The organism is Methylophilus flavus, assembly GCF_042678905.1.
Lineage (GTDB): Bacteria > Pseudomonadota > Gammaproteobacteria > Burkholderiales > Methylophilaceae > Methylophilus > Methylophilus flavus.
The window spans coordinates 281,751-300,433 of the sequence record NZ_JBHTLN010000002.1 but is presented as its reverse complement, the minus strand read 5'-3'; the positions used below and the strand labels follow the sequence as shown (position 1 = coordinate 300,433).

Below are 18,683 nucleotides of genomic sequence, written 5' to 3'. Positions count from 1 at the left end.
TCCTTGCTTCCGGCCATCCCTTAAGCGCCATTACGTGGCATACGTAATGCAAAGCCATTCGGATAGCGTAAATCTGCATACCGCCAGTCACTTTCAGCGATGGCTGGCTGTTGGCTATAAGCGGCCACAAACTGTTGTAATCGTTGCTTGGCAGCTTCACGGCCCAGCATCATTAGTCTTTTATCCACGGTTTTGATCTCCCATGCGCGACGGGAGGACAAACTCAACTGCTGAATCTGCAACTGTGTCACCGACAAAGTCTGCGCAAAACTGGCATAGCCTTGCGCCAGTTCTTTCACCGCATCGCCCGGGCCATAAAACACCGGTAACTGCTCATCAGAAGCGGCCTGGAACAACTCGCCGTGCCGATTGACCAAAGCCACGCCACCCCAGCGGCCCAGTGCCTGATGCTCTTCAATCTGTACCACTATCGTATCCGGCCACTGGCGGCGCACACTGACCTTGCGCGCCCATGGCAGCTTCTCGAAGGCAGTACGTGTGCGCTGTAAATCCAGCGTATAAAAATTACCTTTTAAATACTTGCTGACAATCAGCTGGATCTGTTCATGGTTGACATGATCCAGGTTGCCTTCTACCTGCACGTGCTTGACCGGGAAGATAGGCAGATGCAGCACCACAAACAGCAAGGCGTACAGCATCAGCACCACTGCCAGTGAAAACAGCAGGTTGGCAGTCCAGTTCAGCAATGTCGGTCTATGCCACATCGTTTATCCAGTTCCCGTTTTATGCCTTCAATGTCTGTTGCAAAATACGCACGACCAGCGCATCAAAATCCAGTCCGGCAGCCTTGGCCGCCATAGGCACCAGACTGTGGTCAGTCATGCCCGGGCTGGTATTCACTTCAAGAAAGTAATGTTTGCCAGCGTCATCCATCAGAAAGTCCACCCGGCCCCAGCCACTGCAACCCAGCACCCTGAATGCCTGCAGGGCTTCTGCCTGTATCTGTTGTTCCTGCGTGGTAGATAAGCCACTCGGGCAACGGTATTCGGTATCGTCACGCAGGTATTTGGCTTCGTAATCGTAGTATTCGTTTTTCGGTACTATGTGTATCACTGGTAGTGCGGTATCGCCCAGAATACCGACCGTGTATTCGCCGCCGCCAACAAATTGCTCGGCAATCACCAGCGGGTCAGAGGCTTTAGCCAGCGTGTACGCTTCAGCCAGATCGCCTGCCTGCTTGACCTTACTGACCCCTATGCTGGAACCTTCGTTGGCCGGTTTCACAAACAGTGGCAGGCCCAGTTTTGCAACTACCTTATCTGTAGCAGTGGCGTCATCCATCAACACATAGTCAGGCGTCACTACACCCGCGGCTGTCCATAACAGCTTGGTGCGCCATTTATCCATACCTAGTGCAGACGCCATCACGCCACTACCGGTGTAAGGAATATCCATCAGTTCCAGTGCGCCCTGGATAGTGCCGTCTTCACCATAGCGGCCATGCAAAGCGATAAAAGCACGGTCATAGGCTTTCAGCTCAGACAGTTCCTGGGTCGCCGGGTCAAATGCATGTGCATCCACGCCCTGGCGCAACAAGGCTGCCAGCACTGCCGAGCCGCTTTTGATCGACACTTCACGCTCGCCGGAACGGCCACCGAATAACACCGCTACCTTGCCAAAATCTTGCTGTGTTGCACTCATGTTCTTAAACACTTTCCCCAATGACTTTCACTTCCTGTATCAATTCCACGCCCTGTTTTTCCTGGACGGTAGCTTTCACACGTGCAATCAGCGCTTCAATATCTGCCGCACTCGCATGGCCCAGATTCACAATAAAGTTGGCATGTTTTTCTGAAACCTGTGCACCGCCTATGGTGGTGCCCTTCAAGCCTGAAGCTTCAATTAATCTCGCCGCAAAATCGCCTTCCGGATTGCGGAAAGTGGAACCTGCACTCGGCATGTTCAATGGCTGGCTGGCCAGGCGTTTTGCCAGCAATTGCTTAATCTGTTCTGCGGAGGCTTTACCATCCCCTTGAGGGATGGCAAACCATCCACCCAGAAACCACTCATCTGCTACCGGGTGCGTCACGTGCCGGTATACAGGCTGATACTCTGCCCGGTCGCGCACCTGCACAGCACCATTACGGTGTATGGTTTTCACCTGATCCACCCATTGCCAGGTTTCGCCACCATAGCAACCGGCGTTCATCGCCAGTGCACCGCCGACTGTGCCGGGAATGCCAGCCATAAATTCAGCGCCTGCGCGGTTATTACTCGCAGCGAAACGTGCCAGCTTGGCGCAGGTCACACCGGCGTCGGCATACACGCGTTCGCCTTGCATTTCCAGTTGCTGCAAGGCCTGGTGCATCACCACTACCGTGCCACGCACACCCCCATCACGTACCAGCAGGTTGCTGCCCAAGCCGATGAAAGTCAGCGGCTCATTTGCCGGCAACTGTTGCAAAAACTGTTGCAACTGCTCTACGTTATCTGCCAGCACCAGTTGATCGGCCTCACCCCCCACACGCCAGCTGGTGTAGCGGGTGAGCGGTTCGTGCTGCAGTACCTGTAAGGTTGTTGCGCTCATGCTGTCGCCAGCTCCCGCGTCTTGGCGGCGACGTTACCGATATTGCCAGCACCCATCACGACCACCACATCTCCTGCTTGTACGCTGTCCAGGATGCTGGCTGGCAATTCATCCGTCGTTTCTACAAACCGTGGCTCTACCTTGCCGTTGACGCGGATGGCCCGGATCAGGCTGCGGGTATCTGCCGCGACTATTGGCGCTTCGCCAGCCGAATACACTTCTGTCAGCAGCAGCGTATCGACGGTTGACAACACCTTGACGAAATCCTCGAAGCAGTCACGGGTGCGGGTATAGCGATGCGGCTGGAACGCCAGCACCAGTCGACGCCCCGGAAACGCACCGCGTGCGGCTGCAATCACTGCCTGCATTTCAACCGGATGGTGACCATAATCATCAATCAAAGTCGCATGGCCATCGGCCACCGGGATTTCACCGTAACGCTCAAACCTGCGGCCTACACCCCTGAACTCGGCCAGCGCTTTCAGGATGGCGGCATCCGGCACATTCAATTCAGTGGCAATCGCAATCGCAGCCAGCGCATTCAGCACATAGTGGTGCCCTGGCAGGTTAAGCGTGACTTCATTGCGTACCGTGGTGCCATTCTTACGGATCAGCGTGAAATGCATTTTTCCACCATCGGCGACAATATTCTCGGCGCGGATGCTGGCTTCTTCATGTGTACCGTAAGTAGTCACCGGCCGTGTCACACGCGGGAGTATTTCGCGGACATTGGCATCATCAATGCACATCACCGCCATGCCCCAGAACGGAATCTGCTGCAAAAATTCAACGAAGGCTGTTTTCAGTTTGTCAAAGCTGTGCTCATAAGTATCCATGTGGTCCTGGTCAATATTGGTGACCACTGCCAGCACCGGGTTGAGGTGCAGGAAGGAAGCATCAGACTCATCGGCTTCGACCACTATCCATTCGCCGGTGCCCAGTCTGGCATTGGCACTGGCCGCTTCCAGTTTGCCGCCAATCACAAAAGTCGGGTCCATATCCGCTTCGGCCAGGATGCTGGCAATCAGGCTGGTGGTGGTGGTTTTGCCATGCGTACCGGCGACGGCGATGCCCTGCTTGAAGCGCATCAGCTCTGCCAGCATCAATGCACGTGGAATCACCGCCACCTTGCGTGCGCGGGCAGCAATAATTTCCGGGTTCTCTTCATTGATAGCACTGGAGACCACCACCACATCAGCATCGCCCAGATGCTCGGTCGCATGGCCCTGGTACACGGTGGCACCAAAACCCTGCAGACGCCTGGTGGTCACGTTGCTGGCAAGATCAGAGCCGCTGATTTCAAAGCCAAGATTCAGCAATACCTCGGCAATGCCGCTCATGCCTGAACCGCCTATACCGACAAAATGAATTTTTTTGACTTTATGTTTCATAGCGAACTTTGTTTCATATGTGTATTGGCTGCTGCCAGTTGCCGGCAAATGTCTGCTACCTGGCGTGTTGCATCCGGTCTGGCCAGTGCCCGTGCTTTTTGTGCCATCGCCAGGCAGGTGATACGGTCCAGTGTTTTCAAAATATCGGCCAACTCGGCTACATCCAGATCCCTTTGCTGGATCAGCAATGCGGCGCCCGCCTGTTGCAGGTAAGCAGCATTGGTGGTCTGGTGGTCATCCACCGCAAATGGGAACGGGACCAGTATGCTGGCAGCGCCGACATTCGCCAGTTCAGCCACAGTCAGTGCGCCCGCACGGCAAATTACCAGGTCAGCCCAGGCATACACCTGTGCCATGTCCTGGATAAACGCGCGACAATCGGCCGCCACACCAGCGTCTGCATAGGCCTGTTTAAGTGCCTCAATATGCTTTTCACCTGCCTGGTGAATGACCTGCGGCCGTGCATTTTCTGGTAGTAACGCGAAAGCCTTGGGCAACTGCGTATTCAATGCGGCTGCGCCCAGGCTGCCACCTACCACCAGGATGCGTAACTCGCCTTGATGTTCTTTAAAGCGCGCTTCCGGAACAGGCAAAGTAGTAATGTCTTCACGTACCGGATTACCGACCATCTCGCCTTTGCTACCTAGCGCTTGCGGGAAACCGGTCAAGACACGGTTGGCAATTGTTGCCAGTGATTTATTGGTTAATCCCGCGACAGAATTCTGCTCATGGATGACCAGCGGCACACCTGCCAGTTTCGCCATCACCCCACCCGGGAAAGCTGCAAAGCCGCCCATGCCCAGCACCACGTCAGGCTGATGCTGTTTAATCGCCTGCCTGGCCTGACTAAACGCACGCACCAGTTTCACAGGCAATGTCAGCCAGCCTAGAAGACCTTTGCCGCGCACGCCCTGCATGGTCATCATGGCTTTGGCATAAGGCTTATTGGCAATCAGGCGATTTTCCATGCCGCCTTCGGTCGCCAGCCAGACAATTTTCCAGCCTTGCGCATGCAATGCATCTGCCACCGCAATTGCCGGATACACGTGGCCGCCAGTGCCGCCAGCCATCACCATTAATGTGCTCTGCTGACTCATGTTTGCAAGCCTTTCTGCAAACGTCTATTCTCGAAGTCAATACGCAGCAACACCGCCATGGCGATGCAATTGGCCAGAATACCGCTACCACCGTACGACAACAGTGGCAACGTTAAACCCTTGGTCGGGAGCAAACCCATGTTCACGCCCATATTGATAAAGCCTTGCACGCCCATCCAGACACCTATGCCTTGCGCCAGCAATGCAGCGTAATAGCGCTCGTTCGCAACGGCTTCCTTGGCGATGCTGAAAGCGCGGATCACCACCCAGGCAAACAGCAAAACCACGACCATGACGCCGACATAGCCTAATTCTTCAGCAACCACTGCCAGCAGGAAATCCGTATGCGCTTCCGGCAAATACAGCAGTTTTTCCACACTGCCGCCCAGGCCTACGCCCCAAAACTCGCCACGGCCAAAAGCAATCAAGGCATGGGATAACTGGTAGCCGGTATCAAACGGGTCATCAAACGGATTCAGGAAGCCTTTCATGCGCTCCAGGCGGTAGGGTTCCATCACCACCAACCCGACCACTGCCAGCGGTAACGCAGCGAGCATGGCCAGGAATATCTTGATATGCACACCACCCAGCCACATGATGGAGAAGGCAATCGAAGCGGTCACGGCAAAGGCGCCGAAATCAGGCTCGCGCAACAGCAGCACACCGACAAACACCATCACGCCCAACATAGGCAAAAAACCTTTGGTGAAACTGTGCATGCTGCTGGCTTTGCGCACTGCGTAATCAGAGGCATACATGGCAATAAACAGCTTCATCAATTCGGAAGGTTGCAGGTTCATGACCAGTAATGAAATCCAGCGGCGGCTGCCATTGACCACTTTGCCTATGCCGGGGATCAGCACCAGCACCAGCAGCACAATGCCAAACACAAACAGGTAAGGCGACATCTTTTGCCACCAGGCCATAGGCACCTGGAACACGACCACGGCGGCCACCAGCCCTACCGCGATATACAGCGCCTGGCGCATCAGGAAATAAGTGCTGTTATGCCCGAACATCTTGCTAGAATCTGCATAGGCGATCGAGGCGGAATAGACCATGACCATGCCAAATGCCAGCAATGACAGCACTACCCACAGCAGCGACATATCGTAGCTGGGTGAGTTATAGCGCTCGCGTGTCATCATCAGCGGACCAAGCATGCGGCCTCCATGGCTTTGACGGCTTCAACAAATACCTGTGCCCGGTGCTCGTAGTTCCTGAACATATCGAAACTGGCGCAAGCAGGCGACAGCAGGACCGCATCCCCGGCTTCTGCCAGCGTTTTGGCGATATGCACTGCTGCAGTCAGGTCCACAGCATCCACCACCGGCACCTGCACGTTTTGCAGTACCTGCTGGATTTTTGGCCCATCACGCCCTATCAGCACTACTGCGCGTGCGTGTTTAACAACCGCTTCTCTCAAGGGATTGAAATCCTGGCCTTTGCCATCACCTCCGGCGATCAACACCACTTTCTGCGGTTTGCCCTGTTTGAGCATGCCGCTGATGGCAGCCGTAGTCGCACCGACGTTGGTGCCTTTGGAGTCATCATAAAAATCGATTTCTTCGATATTGGCTACCCATTCGACGCGGTGTGGCAAACCGGCAAAAGACTGCACGGTATGCAGGATAGATACCTTGTCTACGCCTATGGCCTGGGTTAATGCAATCGCTGCAAGCGCATTGGCAATATTATGTTTGCCGCGGATATGCAGACTATCCGCTTCGATATAGTGCCTGTGCCCGGCGCACAACCAGCCGAGGTCATTCAAGCCGTAATCGTTAATGGTAGGTGCGGGGTTCACACCAAACGACACCTGCGGCAACTGGCCTGCCAATGCGGCACTGGCAGGGTCATCGCGGTTCACAATGGCGATACGGGCATGCTGGTAGATACGCGCCTTGGATTGCGCGTAATCATCCATGCCGGAATACCTGTCCATGTGGTCTTCAGAAAGATTAAGTACTGTGGCAGCATCTACCACCAGATGATGGGTGGCTTCCAGTTGAAAACTGGACAGCTCCAGCACATAGACATCAGGCGCAGTCATCTGCAGGGTATCCAGCACCGGCACGCCAATATTGCCTGCAACGATGGTATTCAGCCCGGCCTGTTTGCAGATTTCACCAACCAGGGTGGTGACCGTGGTTTTGCCGTTAGAGCCGGTAATCGCAATCACTTTGGCATATGGCGCGCGAAAGCGTGCAAACAACTCGATATCGCCGATCACGCTCTTGCCTTGCGCGATCAGCTGCTGCAATACCGGTTCTTTCAACGAAACACCTGGGCTGGTGACGATGGTATCCATGCTGGATAGCAATGACGCATTGAATGCACCCAGATGGCATTCCACGTTAGGGAATTCCTCCAGCAAGCGGTCCTGGCCTGGCGGATGCAGGCGCGAGTCAAACATCACCACTTCAGCACCCATTTGACGCAGCCAGCGCAAGGCAGAGAAACCGGTGTCACCCAGTCCTATCACTCCAACGCGTTGCTTTTCAAATTGCTTTTTCATGTGCTTATGCTCGAAAGAATTGCCTTGTTATCTCAGTTTCAAAGTGGATAAACCCACCAGTACCAGCATCATGGTGATGATCCAGAAACGTACTACGACCTGTGTCTCTTTCCAGCCTTTTTGTTCATAGTGATGGTGCAAAGGCGCCATCAGGAAAATGCGCTTGCCGGTACCGGTCATTCTTTTGGTGTATTTGAAATACAGCACCTGTGCCGCGACCGAAAAAGTCTCGACCACGAACACGCCGCCCATAATGAACAGCACGATTTCCTGGCGCACCACTACGGCCACCACGCCCAACGCCGCACCGAGTGCCAGCGCACCGACATCACCCATAAATACTTCTGCCGGATAGGCGTTAAACCACAGGAAACCCAAACCGGCTCCCGCCATCGCGGCACAGAACACCATCAGTTCACTGGCACCTTCCACATAAGGAATACCCAGGTATTTGGCGAATACGATGTGGCCGGCTACATATGAAAACAGCGCCAGCGCGGCAGCGACCATCACGGTCGGTAAAATCGCCAGACCATCCAGGCCATCGGTCAGGTTGACGGCATTGCTGCTACCGACAATCACCAGATAAGTGAGTACGATGAAACCCACCGCACCTAATGGCAGTGCCAGATGTTTGAAAAACGGCACAATCAGGGTGGTCTCAACCGGCGTGGTGGAGGTTGCGTATAAAAATGCTGCCACGCCAAAGCCGATCAGGCTTTGCCAGAAATATTTCTCTTTGGCAGACAAGCCTTTAGGATTTTTGTAAACCACTTTACGATAGTCATCGACCCAGCCAACAGCGCCGAAACCCAGGGTTGTGATCAACACCACCCAGATAAAACGGTTATGCAGATTGCCCCATAACAGGGTAGAAATCGCGATCGCCACCAGGATCAACGCGCCACCCATGGTCGGTGTGCCGGCTTTCACCAGGTGTGTTTTCGGACCATCATCGCGCACGGACTGGCCTACCTTGTATTGAGTCAGTTTACGGATCATGGCTGGCCCGACCAGGAAAGAGATCGCCAGTGCAGTCAGCGTCGCCAGCACTGCGCGCAGTGTGATGTAATCAAATACATGGAATCCACGTACATCCGACGACAACCATTTGGCCAATTCCAATAACATAAGCTTCCCTATTTCCCCACCAGTTCGGCGGCTTGTGTTTCCACCAGCGCATTGACCACCCGTTCCATTTGCATGAAACGTGAGCCTTTCACCAGTACGATGTCTTCTGCGGATGTGTTTGCCTGTAATGCGGCAATTAATTTTTCGATGGCGTCGAAATGCTGCGCCTGGCTGCCAAATGCGCTGACGGCTGCTTTTGTGTATGCCCCCAGTGTGTATAGGGCATCCACACCACTGTCTTTGGCATAGCTACCTATCTCGGCATGCATGGCTTCGGCGTCATCGCCCAGTTCACCCATATCGCCCATGACAAACACGGTACGATGTTCGTAGTTGCGCAACACATCAAGTGCCGCTTTCATTGAATCCGGATTGGCGTTATAGGTGTCATCAATCACTTTGGCACCGTTGCTTGCGGTTTTCTGTTGCAAACGGCCTTTGACACCACCAAAGCCTTGCAGGCCCTGTGCAACTTCATCTAATGTTGCCCCGGCGGCCAGGCTGGCAGCAGCGGCAGCCAGTGCATTCATCATGTTATGTGCACCTGGCACAGCCAGTGTCAGCGTGACTGATGCATTCTGGTAATGCAGCTCAAAGGCATCATTGGCTAATGCTTCAGCGCGGACATCCGCTTGAGCATGCACGCCAAACGTCAGCACGCGGCGTGAAGCATTCAGGCCGCGCCAATAGCTGGCAAACTCACTGTCGGCATTGATCACCGCAATACCATCGTCGGCCAGTCCAGCAAAAATCTCACCCTTGGCTTTGGCGATGTTCTCACGCGAGCCCAGTTCACCAATGTGCGCGGTGCCAGCATTGTTGATGACCGCGACATTCGGCTGTGCAATGCGTGTCAGGTAGTCAATTTCACCCAGGTGGTTCATGCCCATCTCGATCACGGCACTCCTGTGGAAGGGACGCAGGCGCAACAGGGTCAATGGCATGCCGATATCGTTATTAAAGTTGCCAGCGGTCGCCAGCACTTTATCAGCCCCGCCTACATGCAGTTGCATAATGGCGGCAATCATTTCTTTGGTAGTCGTCTTGCCATTGCTGCCGGTCACCGCAATTAAAGGCGTGCGCAGATGCTTACGCCAGTAAGCAGCCAGCTCACCCATGGCCAGACGCGTGTCCTTGACTTCGACCACAGGTAGTTCTGCTTTCACCGGGTGTGAAACCAGTGCGGCAGATGCGCCGAGTGCAGTCACCTGTGGCAGGAAATTGTGCCCATCAAACTTTTCGCCCGGCAATGCAACAAACAGCTGGCCTGGCTGCGCCCGGCGGCTATCAGTATCGACTGAGGTCACTTCGATATCCGCACTAAGCCCTTCGGCATGTAAAGTGCCTTGCAATACTGCTGCGATGGTGTGCAATGACATCATGCTTGCGCCCTCTTTTTCAGCGCATTCAGCACCCACTCGGCATCGCTGAACGGATAGCGTATGCCCTGGATCTCCTGGTAATCCTCATGACCTTTGCCAGCCACCAGCACGACATCGCCTTTGTTGGCACGCGACACTGCCAGCGCAATCGCTTTGGCACGGTCAGTTTCCATGGTGAATTCACGGGTCAGGCCTTCGGAAATCGCGGCAATAATGGCGTAAGGATTTTCACTGCGCGGATTGTCGTTAGTGACAATCACACTATCTGCCAGCACGCCCGCAATACGGCCCATTTCACTACGCTTACCGCTATCGCGGTCACCGCCGCAGCCAAATACGCAGCTCAATTTTCCGCGTGCCTGTACACGCAGGGTATCCAGCGCTTTTTCCAGTGCATCTGGCGTATGCGCATAATCGACCACCACCAAAGGCAAATCTCCGCCGCCAAACATCTGCATACGGCCAGCCACCGGCACCAGGCCGGATACTGCCTGCAAGGCTGCAGGCAAAGCGACGTCATTGGCCAGCAAACTTGCCAGCACCGCCAAGACGTTATAGACATTAAACTGTCCCAGTGCATGCAATTGCACCACACCATTGCCGTGCGGTGTACGCACCTGGACTTCAAATCCGGTCGCATGCATGGTCACCGCCGTGGCGCAGACATCTGCTTCATGCATGCCATAACTCAGCACCTGTTTGCCTTCATGGCGCAAACGGTCAATCAGCGTGACGCCAAACGCATCATCCGCATTGATCACAGCGGCTCTGAGGGTTTGCCAGTCAAACAGTTTTTGCTTGGCCTCCTGGTAGGCCTCCATGGTCAGGTGATAATCCAGATGATCCCGTGTCATGTTGGTGAATACGGCTACGTCAAACGACACGCCATTCACACGCCCCTGATCCAGGCCATGCGAAGAAACTTCCATCGCCACCATCTGCACATTCTCCAGCAGGAAATTGGCAAGGATTTTCTGTACTTCCACCGGGCCAGGCGTGGTATTTTGGGTAGGCTGCAAATCATCCAGCGTGCCATTGCCCAGGGTGCCTATCACCGCTGACTTTTGTTGCAGGAAACGGTAAGCTTGCGCCAGCCAATGGGTGACCGTGGTTTTGCCGTTGGTGCCGGTGACACCTATGCACCACAACTGCTCGGATGGGTCTTTATAGAATTGGCTGGCAATATGGCCTACCTGGTATTTCAGGTCAGGAATAGCAATATTGTGCACTGTCCACTCAGGATTCCAGTCAAACGCCTGGTTATCCCAAATCACGGTATTGGCACCTTTGTTAATCGCGTCAGCGATATAGTCACGGCCGTCGCCATGCTGCCCCGGATAAGCCAGGAACAGGCCATGCTTCTCCACCTGGCGGCTATCTGCCGTAATCCCGTGTACCGGCGCTGGAATAATGTATTTACTCACATCGCCTCCGGTACTGCAGCTGCTTCTGCAGGAGTGGCCAAAGGCACTGCGTTACCATCCTGGGGAATCGCCAGCATGCGCAAAACATCATTCATCACAGCGCTAAACACAGGCGCAGCAACACTGCCGCCATAATATTCGCCATTGTTAGGCTCATCTATCATGACCGCCATGATCAGGCGCGGATTCGACGCAGGCACCATACCCACAAACGAACCGACATATTTGTCATGTTCATAACCATGTGGACCCAGCTTGTGCGCGGTGCCGGTTTTGCCGCCGACGCGGTAGCCGGTGACTTGTGCTTTCAGGGCTGTACCGCCCGGCTGTACTACCAGTTCCAGCATATCTTTCACGGCATTGGCGACCTTGGCAGAAAACACCTGGCGGCCTACTGGCGGCTCAGGCAATTTGGTCAGCGTCACCGGCATCAATTCGCCTTCGTTAGCGAATACGGTATAGGCACGGGCCAGTTGCAATAGCGTCACGCTGATGCCGTGACCATAAGACATGGTCGCCTGTTCGATCGGACGCCAGGTTTTGTAGTCGCGCACTTTGCCGGAGGCTTCACCTGGGAAACCGATTTTTGTCGGTGAGCCAAACCCTAACTGGATATAGGTATTCCACAATTGTTCGCGGTTGAGCTCCAGTGCCATTTTGGCGGAGCCTACATTGGAGGATTTCTGGATAATCTGTGACACGCTCAACATCTGGTTAGGGTGCGCATCATGAATAGTGGCAGTACCTACGCGCAGATAACCAGGCGCAGTCTGGATCTTGGTATCCGGCTGATAAGGGCCGAACTCCATGGCAGCAGCGGCAGTCACCGGCTTCATGGTAGAGCCTGGCTCAAAAATATTGACGATGGCTGAGTTGCGCAGCTTGCTTGCGACATTGCCCGGATTATTAGGGTTGTAGGTAGGAATATTCACCAGTGCCAGCACTTCACCGGTTTTCGCATCCAGCACCACCGCCGCACCCGCCTTGGCCTTGTGCTTTTCTACCGCGCGTAGCAATTCGCGATGTACCACATATTGCACAGTGCGGTCTATGCTCAACACCAGGTCCTGGCCATCGTGTGGCAATTTAATGGCAACCAGGTCTTCCACCACATGGCCTTTGCGGTCACGCACGAAATCGCGCTTGCCGGAAGTGCCTGACAGCACGCTGTTGCGGAAAAGCTCCATGCCTTCCACGCCGGTATCGTCTACACCCGTGAAACCGACGATATGCGCCGCCACTTCTGCCGCAGGGTAGAAGCGTTTGTATTCTTTCTGACTGAATACGCCGGGCACTTTCATCGCCATCACCAGTTTTGCCACATCGGGCGCTACTCTCCGTTTGATATATACAAATTCTTTTTTCTTTTGCTGCACTTTTTGCTGCAGCTCTTTTGGCCGCATTTCCAGCAACTTTGCCATTTGTTTCAACTGCACCGCCGAAATATTCACATCGGTCGGGTTCATCCATAACGACTCCACCGGCAGGCTGATCGCCAATGGCTTGAAGTTACGGTCATAAATCTTGCCTCGGTGCGGCATCAGTTCCACTTTGCGACGCGAAAACGCTTCGCCTTTTTTAATCAGGTAATCCTTATGCAGGGTTTGCAGGTAAAACCCGCGACCGAGCAACAAGGCAAAACTCAGCAACAGCAATATCAGCAGCGTTCTTCTGCGCCAGGCTGGTAACTTCACCAGTTTGTGTTGACTCTCTTTAAGCAGCATGACGTTTATTCACTCGCCCCGCTTAAGGTGCTGCCGGCGCAACAACAGGCCCAACGACAGGCGCAGCTGGCAGATCTACAACAATGACCTGCGTCTGCTGCATGCTTGGGCTGTGCATATGCAAACGCGCGGTGGCAAACTCTTCCAGCCGTGAATGCATGGCCCAGGTACTTTGCTCAATCTGCAACTGGTCATACTCGGTCATATATTGCTTGGTCAGCATTTCCTGCCGGTCCAGCTCAAAATACAATTTGCGCGCCTTATACTGCGCAGTCACTACGCCCAATGCCATGGCGATGGTGACTGCAAATAAAATCAGGTTCAGGCGTATCATTTGCCACGACTACTGAACACTAGTACGCTCAGCCACGCGCAGCACTGCACTGCGCGAACGCACATTGGCAGACACCTCAGCCTTGCCTGGCTTAATGGCTTTGCCAATCGCATTCATACGCGGCTGTGGCAAGTCCTTGGCGCGCACCGGCAAGCCGCTAGGCAAATTATCCCTATCCGTTTCTGACTGGATAAAACGCTTGACGATGCGGTCTTCCAGCGAGTGAAAGCTGATCACCGCCAACCGGCCGCCCTGACGCAGCAAGCGCAAACAGTCCGGCAACACTAGCGAGAGTTCCTCAAGCTCTTGATTGACGAAAATCCGTAGAGCCTGAAATGTGCGCGTTGCAGGGTTCTGGCCCGGCTCAACCTTGTGGATGGCGCCTGCCACGATCTTGGCAAGTTGTCCCGTAGTGGTGATGGCATGCCCATCTTCGCGCTCCTTAACAATCGCCCTTGCAACCTGCTTAGCAAACCGTTCTTCACCATAATCCCTTATCACCTCACCCAATTGCTTCTCTGAAATAGTCGCCAACCACTCGGCGGCAGTTTTGCCACGACTCTGATCCATACGCATATCCAGTGGTCCGTCAAAACGGAAACTGAAGCCGCGCTCGCCTTCATCAATCTGCGGAGACGAAATGCCCAGATCGAGCAAAATACCGTCAACCGCTTCTATGCCCAGCTCAGCCAATACCGCCGTCATACCGGAAAAATGCACATGCGCAATACTGAAGCGCGCATCGTTAATGGTTTGCGCATGCGCAACCGCTGCCAGATCGCGATCCAGCGCAATCAGGCGGCCTTTGGCTCCCAACTTGGAAAGTAACAGGCGGCTGTGGCCGCCACGCCCGAAAGTACCATCAACATAAATACCATCGGCACGCACATTGAGCGCAGCGACAGCCTCATGCAATAACACCGTAATGTGGCTGGCGGCTGGCGACACAGACGTTTCCGTCGAAGACGCGGGCGCTGACTTCGCGCCCGTCATCATAGTGAGAATCCCTCTAGTTCTTGCGGGATCTGCAGTTGATCAGTGGACATCAGTTTTTCCAGTTGCGCATCCCAGGCGGCGACATCCCAGAGCTCAAAATGGCTACCCTGGCCGACCATCATCACGTCTTTATCCAGATGAGCGAATTTGCGCAGCACTGCATTCACCAGCAAGCGACCGGCTGAATCGAGATGCATCACATCGGCCTGGCCGACAATCATGCGTTGAATACCACTGATTTGAGGATTAAAACTGGACAAGCTGGTCAGCTTGGTTTCGATGGGCTCCCAGGCTGCCTGGGGATACAGGATAAGGCAGCGGTGCGGGTGTGCTGTTAGCACAAGTTCACCCTGCCCACCCGCAGTCAGGGCGTCACGGTGCTTGGCGGGCACACTGAGCCGACCTTTTGCATCCAAACTTAACTGTACTGCCCCGCGAAACATGGTTACCTGACTGTCCTTTTTGCACTTTGCGCTTGTTTATGAGTAAATTTCCCACAATTCAACACAAAACTACCCTTTTGCACACTATAGATAAATTAAAAGTGCTTGGCAAGCACTTTCATGGAAAATTTTCTTTAAAGACAAAGACTTACAGCATTTTAACAAGTCAATTTAAATCAACATATTGCAGCACTAAACAAACAAAGTTGTTTAATAAAAATAGCTATGTCATTGAAAATATTGAATAATTAAAAAATGTTAGTTTTGATGCTATTTTTTGCATTAAAACTGGTCGAATATCCAGCGCTTAACGAAGATTGCACGCACACTTATGTCACGCAAATTGAAGTTTTTCTTGATAGGCACCGGTATTTTATTGGCCATGGAATGGCGCTCTTTATACTACTACCTGTTTCCACTACCGGATTTTGGGCAAGGCAAGGTCACACTGTATGCCACCGACTGGTGCCCTTACTGTGAAAAAACCCGCAAACTACTCGAGAAGGAACGTATCCCTTATAAGGAATACAATATCGAAACCTCTGAAGAAGGCAGGAGCCAATACCAGCGCCTGGCTGGAAAAGGGGTGCCGGTATTGCTGGTGGATGGGGAAGTCGTGCGCGGATACAACGAGAAAACCATCATTACCGCACTAGCGCATTGGCAAAACAGCCAGGCGCAAAGCAGTAAAAGCAAACTTGAAACATAACAGGCTGAAAATAAAAAAGAAAAGTAAAGCCAACCGATAAGCCGGGTTCTGTGACTACTTGCGTAGACGACAGTCATTCATCTAGGCGTGCAATTACTCACACGCTCAAGCTATCTACCCGCTGGCAGCGCGAGCCACGCCTTATTACTTGCGTAAAATGCCAGCCTATTTGATATTGCTGCAGATGGAGGTTACCGCGTTTCACCGTAACTTAATACGCTCGTCTCTGTGGCCCTATTCCTCACCTTATACTGTTACCAGCTTTCAGCGTACGGCCGTTAGCCGTCATCCCGCTCTGTGCAGCCCGGACTTTCCTCCCCCTAGCAAATGCTAAGCGGCGACTGTCTGGTTGGCTTCAGGCGGCAGTTTAACACGAAGCAAAAAACACTTGCCGGAGGATTCATTAAAGAATTAAACTCAAACGCATGTTTTATCTGGATTTATTCAAACAACTCGCTCAGCATCAGGTGCAATATGTGCTGATTGGCGGATTAGCCATTTCCATGCACGGCATAGAACGTGCCACCATGGATATAGATATTACAATCGCCATGACCCCTGACAATCAGGAAAACCTGATTTCTTGGGCACAATCATCAGGTTTAAAACCGGTATTACCGGTTCCACTGGAAAGCCTGCGCGATGTTGCCCTGCTCAAACAGTGGCATCAAGAAAAAAACCTTGTGGCCTTTGCATTAACCACACCCGAAGTAGCAGGCGTCACCATTGATATCTTACTTTTTCCTTCCGTAGATTTTATTGACATGCAGCAACGTGCCTCACATTTCATGATTGATCATGTTGAAATTTCAGTAGCCTCTATCGATGACCTGATCTCGCTCAAACAAGCGGCAGGCAGAGCGATAGATTTAAGCGACATTGATCATCTGAAACGCTTGAAAGGTTAGTACTGTGCAAGGCTCATTCAAACGAGAAGACAGAACTTACTCCCTTACCGATGAGCGCATGGCAGCGTTCAGGGCACTGACGCCAGCACAACGTCTGGCGTGGGTAGAACAAATAGCGGTGTTTCTACGCAAGGCTGCCGTTGCCAGAGAAAATCAACATACAGATCGAGCAACCGTGCTTTAAAAGCAGTCTTTTACCATACAGATCAAAATGACCTCACCAGAAAAATCCGGCCAGCTACATCCTTCCTGGCAAACCCATATAGGCGATGAGTTTGAGAAGCCTTATATGCAATCGCTCAAAGCATTTTTGCAACAGGAGAAAGCAACGGGTAAAACGATTTACCCGCCCGGCCCTTATATTTTCAATGCATTCAACCACACCCCATTCGACAAAGTACGCGCGGTGATTATCGGGCAGGATCCTTATCACGGACCAGGGCAGGCGCATGGCCTGAGTTTTTCGGTGCAAGCAGGCGTTGCCTTACCACCATCATTGATGAATATCTTCAAGGAAATAGAATCAGACATTGGCATCCGCATGAGCGGCAACGGCGACTTAACGCCCTGGGCAGATCAGGGTGTGTTGCTACTGAATGCCACACTGACTGTGCAGATGGCTACTGCGGGCTCACACCAGAACCGCGGCTGGGAGCAATTTACCGATGCAGCGATCACAGCCCTGAATGCAGAGCGCGAGGGATTGGTGTTTGTGCTGTGGGGAAGTTATGCGCAAAAAAAAGGGGCCATGATAGACCCCAATAAACATTTGATTTTAAGATCAGTGCACCCATCCCCACTCTCGGCACATCGCGGTTTCTTTGGTAACCGCCAATTTTCCCAGATCAATGACTACCTGTTGTCGCGTGGGCAAGCACCTATAAACTGGCAACTCTAGGCTCTAGAAACCCTGGAGATCGGTGGTTCGCCGTTTAAGCAAGAGTCGGGAGACTAGCTTTTTAGAACGTAACTTTCAAAGGCTAGCGAGAACAAGCAAGCTTCTGCTTATTCATCGCCATACTCTCAGATCAGGGTACCAATTTCCAGGCGATTGTTTGTCCGGCACGCAATGGCACCAGCACATCATCCGCAAATGGAATACTTTCCGGCACTAACCAGCTTTCCTTGCGCAATGTAATTTGCTCGGTATTACGTGGCAAACCATAAAAGCCCGGTCCATGGAAACTGGCGAATCCTTCCAATTTATCCAGCGCGCCTGCCGCCTCAAAGGCTTCAGCATATAACTCAATGGCGGCATGGGCGGTATACATGCCGGCACAGCCGCAACTGGCTTCTTTGGCAGACCTGGGATGTGGCGCACTGTCAGTACCCAGGAAGAACTTAGCCGAACCCGAAATCGCCGCCTTAACTAAAGCTTTACGATGTGTTTCGCGCTTGAGCACCGGCAGACAGTAATGGTGAGGACGAATGCCGCCGCTAAACATAGCATTGCGGTTCATCAATAAATGATGCGCTGTAATTGTTGCCGCCAGATTGGCCGGGGCTTGGGTAACAAACTCAGCAGCATCCTGGGTGGTGATATGTTCAAACACCACTTTCAGACCAGGGAAATCTTTCAGCAATGGCTGCAAATGACGCTCGATAAATACTTTCTCACGATCAAACACATCAATCTCGGCATCAGTCACTTCACCATGAATTAACAATGGCATGCCTAATTTTTCCATCTCAGCCAGAACGGCCGCACATTTGGACAGGCTGGTCACGCCTGAATCACTATTGGTGGTAGCGCCGGCGGGATACAACTTCACTGCTTTGACTATGCCATCCTGATGCGCACGCGAAATTTCTTCAGCCGCCATATTGTCGGTCAGATACAGCGTCATCAACGGCTCAAAAACGACCCCAGCAGGCAATGCCTGCTTGATGCGGTCATAATAGCCACGCGCGGCCTCGGCGGTAGACACCGGCGGACGCAGGTTAGGCATCACGATGGCGCGAGCAAACTGCTTGGCCGTATCCGGCAAAACCGCCTTTAAAGTCTCGCCATCGCGCAGGTGTAGGTGCCAGTCATCCGGGCGGGTAATCGTCAATTGTGTAGTCATATTAGAGATATC

The 18,683-nt window shown here is 53.1% G+C and carries 19 protein-coding genes and 1 other RNA gene; 4 read left to right on the top strand and 16 right to left on the bottom strand.

The window, feature by feature from the left end; all coding sequences use genetic code 11:
- Positions 1-20 precede the first annotated feature (20 nt).
- From ACFQ2T_RS11445 to mraZ, 14 genes are read right to left on the bottom strand one after another with little or no spacing between them, the layout of a single operon-like run.
- Positions 21-725, bottom strand: coding sequence for a cell division protein FtsQ/DivIB (locus tag ACFQ2T_RS11445; protein WP_379034525.1), 705 nt, complete (start codon positions 723-725; stop codon positions 21-23).
- A 19-nt stretch (positions 726-744) separates the two neighbouring features.
- The gene (locus ACFQ2T_RS11440; protein WP_379034523.1) at positions 745-1,662 is read right to left on the bottom strand and encodes a D-alanine--D-alanine ligase; all 918 of its coding nucleotides are present in this window, start codon (positions 1,660-1,662) and stop codon (positions 745-747) included.
- Positions 1,663-1,666: 4 nt separating this feature from the next.
- A complete protein-coding gene (murB, locus tag ACFQ2T_RS11435; RefSeq protein ID WP_379034521.1) occupies positions 1,667-2,548 on the bottom strand; it encodes a UDP-N-acetylmuramate dehydrogenase in 882 nt (293 codons plus the stop codon).
- Positions 2,545-3,939, bottom strand: coding sequence for a UDP-N-acetylmuramate--L-alanine ligase (gene murC / locus ACFQ2T_RS11430; RefSeq protein WP_379034520.1), 1,395 nt, complete (start codon positions 3,937-3,939; stop codon positions 2,545-2,547). Before murC ends, murB begins: the two co-directional genes overlap by 4 nt.
- The gene (gene murG / locus ACFQ2T_RS11425) at positions 3,936-5,036 is read right to left on the bottom strand and encodes an undecaprenyldiphospho-muramoylpentapeptide beta-N-acetylglucosaminyltransferase (protein ID WP_379034518.1); all 1,101 of its coding nucleotides are present in this window, start codon (positions 5,034-5,036) and stop codon (positions 3,936-3,938) included. Before murG ends, murC begins: the two co-directional genes overlap by 4 nt.
- Positions 5,033-6,199 carry a putative lipid II flippase FtsW gene (gene ftsW, locus ACFQ2T_RS11420; protein ID WP_379034516.1) on the bottom strand — a complete coding sequence of 389 codons (1,167 nt, stop codon included), beginning with the start codon at positions 6,197-6,199 and terminating at the stop codon, positions 5,033-5,035. The genes murG and ftsW overlap by 4 nt, the downstream gene beginning before the upstream one ends.
- Entirely contained in the window at positions 6,184-7,554 is a 1,371-nt protein-coding gene (gene murD, locus ACFQ2T_RS11415; RefSeq protein WP_379034514.1) for a UDP-N-acetylmuramoyl-L-alanine--D-glutamate ligase, read from the bottom strand. The genes ftsW and murD overlap by 16 nt, the downstream gene beginning before the upstream one ends.
- 27 nt (positions 7,555-7,581) lie before the next feature.
- Complete coding sequence (mraY, locus tag ACFQ2T_RS11410) at positions 7,582-8,685, bottom strand: phospho-N-acetylmuramoyl-pentapeptide-transferase (protein ID WP_379034512.1); 1,104 nt, start codon at positions 8,683-8,685, stop codon at positions 7,582-7,584.
- A gap of 8 nt (positions 8,686-8,693) precedes the next feature.
- Positions 8,694-10,067, bottom strand: coding sequence for a UDP-N-acetylmuramoyl-tripeptide--D-alanyl-D-alanine ligase (locus ACFQ2T_RS11405; RefSeq protein WP_379034510.1), 1,374 nt, complete (start codon positions 10,065-10,067; stop codon positions 8,694-8,696).
- Positions 10,064-11,491, bottom strand: coding sequence for a UDP-N-acetylmuramoyl-L-alanyl-D-glutamate--2,6-diaminopimelate ligase (locus ACFQ2T_RS11400; protein ID WP_379034508.1), 1,428 nt, complete (start codon positions 11,489-11,491; stop codon positions 10,064-10,066). Before ACFQ2T_RS11400 ends, ACFQ2T_RS11405 begins: the two co-directional genes overlap by 4 nt.
- Entirely contained in the window at positions 11,488-13,215 is a 1,728-nt protein-coding gene (locus tag ACFQ2T_RS11395) for a peptidoglycan D,D-transpeptidase FtsI family protein (protein ID WP_379034506.1), read from the bottom strand. The genes ACFQ2T_RS11400 and ACFQ2T_RS11395 overlap by 4 nt, the downstream gene beginning before the upstream one ends.
- 22 nt (positions 13,216-13,237) lie before the next feature.
- The gene (ftsL, locus tag ACFQ2T_RS11390) at positions 13,238-13,549 is read right to left on the bottom strand and encodes a cell division protein FtsL (RefSeq protein ID WP_379034504.1); all 312 of its coding nucleotides are present in this window, start codon (positions 13,547-13,549) and stop codon (positions 13,238-13,240) included.
- A gap of 9 nt (positions 13,550-13,558) precedes the next feature.
- The gene (gene rsmH, locus ACFQ2T_RS11385; RefSeq protein ID WP_379034502.1) at positions 13,559-14,545 is read right to left on the bottom strand and encodes a 16S rRNA (cytosine(1402)-N(4))-methyltransferase RsmH; all 987 of its coding nucleotides are present in this window, start codon (positions 14,543-14,545) and stop codon (positions 13,559-13,561) included.
- The gene (gene mraZ / locus ACFQ2T_RS11380; RefSeq protein WP_379034500.1) at positions 14,542-14,988 is read right to left on the bottom strand and encodes a division/cell wall cluster transcriptional repressor MraZ; all 447 of its coding nucleotides are present in this window, start codon (positions 14,986-14,988) and stop codon (positions 14,542-14,544) included. Before mraZ ends, rsmH begins: the two co-directional genes overlap by 4 nt.
- 331 nt (positions 14,989-15,319) lie before the next feature.
- Here mraZ and ACFQ2T_RS11375 point away from each other — a divergent pair, with 331 nt between their 5' ends.
- Positions 15,320-15,697, top strand: a complete 378-nt coding sequence (locus tag ACFQ2T_RS11375; RefSeq protein ID WP_379034498.1) for a glutaredoxin family protein — start codon at positions 15,320-15,322, stop codon at positions 15,695-15,697.
- Positions 15,698-15,718: 21 nt separating this feature from the next.
- Here the strand turns inward: ACFQ2T_RS11375 and rnpB are convergent.
- Positions 15,719-16,054, bottom strand: an RNA gene (gene rnpB, locus ACFQ2T_RS11370) — RNase P RNA component class A.
- 68 nt (positions 16,055-16,122) lie between these two features.
- Here rnpB and ACFQ2T_RS11365 point away from each other — a divergent pair.
- Genes ACFQ2T_RS11365 through ung form a run of 3 tightly spaced genes read left to right on the top strand, consistent with a single transcriptional unit; the run spans position 16,123 to position 17,503 of the window.
- Complete coding sequence (locus tag ACFQ2T_RS11365) at positions 16,123-16,605, top strand: nucleotidyl transferase AbiEii/AbiGii toxin family protein (protein WP_379034496.1); 483 nt, start codon at positions 16,123-16,125, stop codon at positions 16,603-16,605.
- Positions 16,606-16,609: 4 nt separating this feature from the next.
- On the top strand, positions 16,610-16,789 hold the full coding sequence (locus tag ACFQ2T_RS11360) for a hypothetical protein (protein ID WP_379034494.1): 180 nt from the start codon (positions 16,610-16,612) through the stop codon (positions 16,787-16,789).
- A gap of 27 nt (positions 16,790-16,816) precedes the next feature.
- A complete protein-coding gene (gene ung / locus ACFQ2T_RS11355; protein WP_379034492.1) occupies positions 16,817-17,503 on the top strand; it encodes a uracil-DNA glycosylase in 687 nt (228 codons plus the stop codon).
- A 130-nt stretch (positions 17,504-17,633) separates the two neighbouring features.
- Here ung and pyrC read toward each other — a convergent pair whose 3' ends face one another.
- The gene (pyrC, locus tag ACFQ2T_RS11350) at positions 17,634-18,671 is read right to left on the bottom strand and encodes a dihydroorotase (protein ID WP_379034490.1); all 1,038 of its coding nucleotides are present in this window, start codon (positions 18,669-18,671) and stop codon (positions 17,634-17,636) included.
- Between the last annotated feature and the right edge of the window lie 12 nt (positions 18,672-18,683).

Excerpts from the sequence above, each read along its gene's own strand:
- pyrC (WP_379034490.1), bottom strand. The coding sequence starts at position 18,671 with ATGACTACACAATTGACGATTACCCGCCCGGATGACTGGCACCTACAC.
- mraY (WP_379034512.1), bottom strand. The coding sequence starts at position 8,685 with ATGTTATTGGAATTGGCCAAATGGTTGTCGTCGGATGTACGTGGATTC.
- rsmH (WP_379034502.1), bottom strand. The coding sequence starts at position 14,545 with ATGATGACGGGCGCGAAGTCAGCGCCCGCGTCTTCGACGGAAACGTCT.
- ACFQ2T_RS11365 (WP_379034496.1), top strand. The coding sequence starts at position 16,123 with ATGTTTTATCTGGATTTATTCAAACAACTCGCTCAGCATCAGGTGCAA.
- murB (WP_379034521.1), bottom strand. The coding sequence starts at position 2,548 with ATGAGCGCAACAACCTTACAGGTACTGCAGCACGAACCGCTCACCCGC.
- murC (WP_379034520.1), bottom strand. The coding sequence starts at position 3,939 with ATGAAACATAAAGTCAAAAAAATTCATTTTGTCGGTATAGGCGGTTCA.
- ung (WP_379034492.1), top strand. The coding sequence starts at position 16,817 with ATGACCTCACCAGAAAAATCCGGCCAGCTACATCCTTCCTGGCAAACC.
- ACFQ2T_RS11375 (WP_379034498.1), top strand. The coding sequence starts at position 15,320 with ATGTCACGCAAATTGAAGTTTTTCTTGATAGGCACCGGTATTTTATTG.
- mraZ (WP_379034500.1), bottom strand. The coding sequence starts at position 14,988 with ATGTTTCGCGGGGCAGTACAGTTAAGTTTGGATGCAAAAGGTCGGCTC.
- murD (WP_379034514.1), bottom strand. The coding sequence starts at position 7,554 with ATGAAAAAGCAATTTGAAAAGCAACGCGTTGGAGTGATAGGACTGGGT.
- ACFQ2T_RS11445 (WP_379034525.1), bottom strand. The coding sequence starts at position 725 with ATGTGGCATAGACCGACATTGCTGAACTGGACTGCCAACCTGCTGTTT.
- ACFQ2T_RS11405 (WP_379034510.1), bottom strand. The coding sequence starts at position 10,067 with ATGATGTCATTGCACACCATCGCAGCAGTATTGCAAGGCACTTTACAT.
- ftsL (WP_379034504.1), bottom strand. The coding sequence starts at position 13,549 with ATGATACGCCTGAACCTGATTTTATTTGCAGTCACCATCGCCATGGCA.
- ftsW (WP_379034516.1), bottom strand. The coding sequence starts at position 6,199 with ATGCTTGGTCCGCTGATGATGACACGCGAGCGCTATAACTCACCCAGC.
- ACFQ2T_RS11440 (WP_379034523.1), bottom strand. The coding sequence starts at position 1,662 with ATGAGTGCAACACAGCAAGATTTTGGCAAGGTAGCGGTGTTATTCGGT.
- murG (WP_379034518.1), bottom strand. The coding sequence starts at position 5,036 with ATGAGTCAGCAGAGCACATTAATGGTGATGGCTGGCGGCACTGGCGGC.
- ACFQ2T_RS11395 (WP_379034506.1), bottom strand. The coding sequence starts at position 13,215 with ATGCTGCTTAAAGAGAGTCAACACAAACTGGTGAAGTTACCAGCCTGG.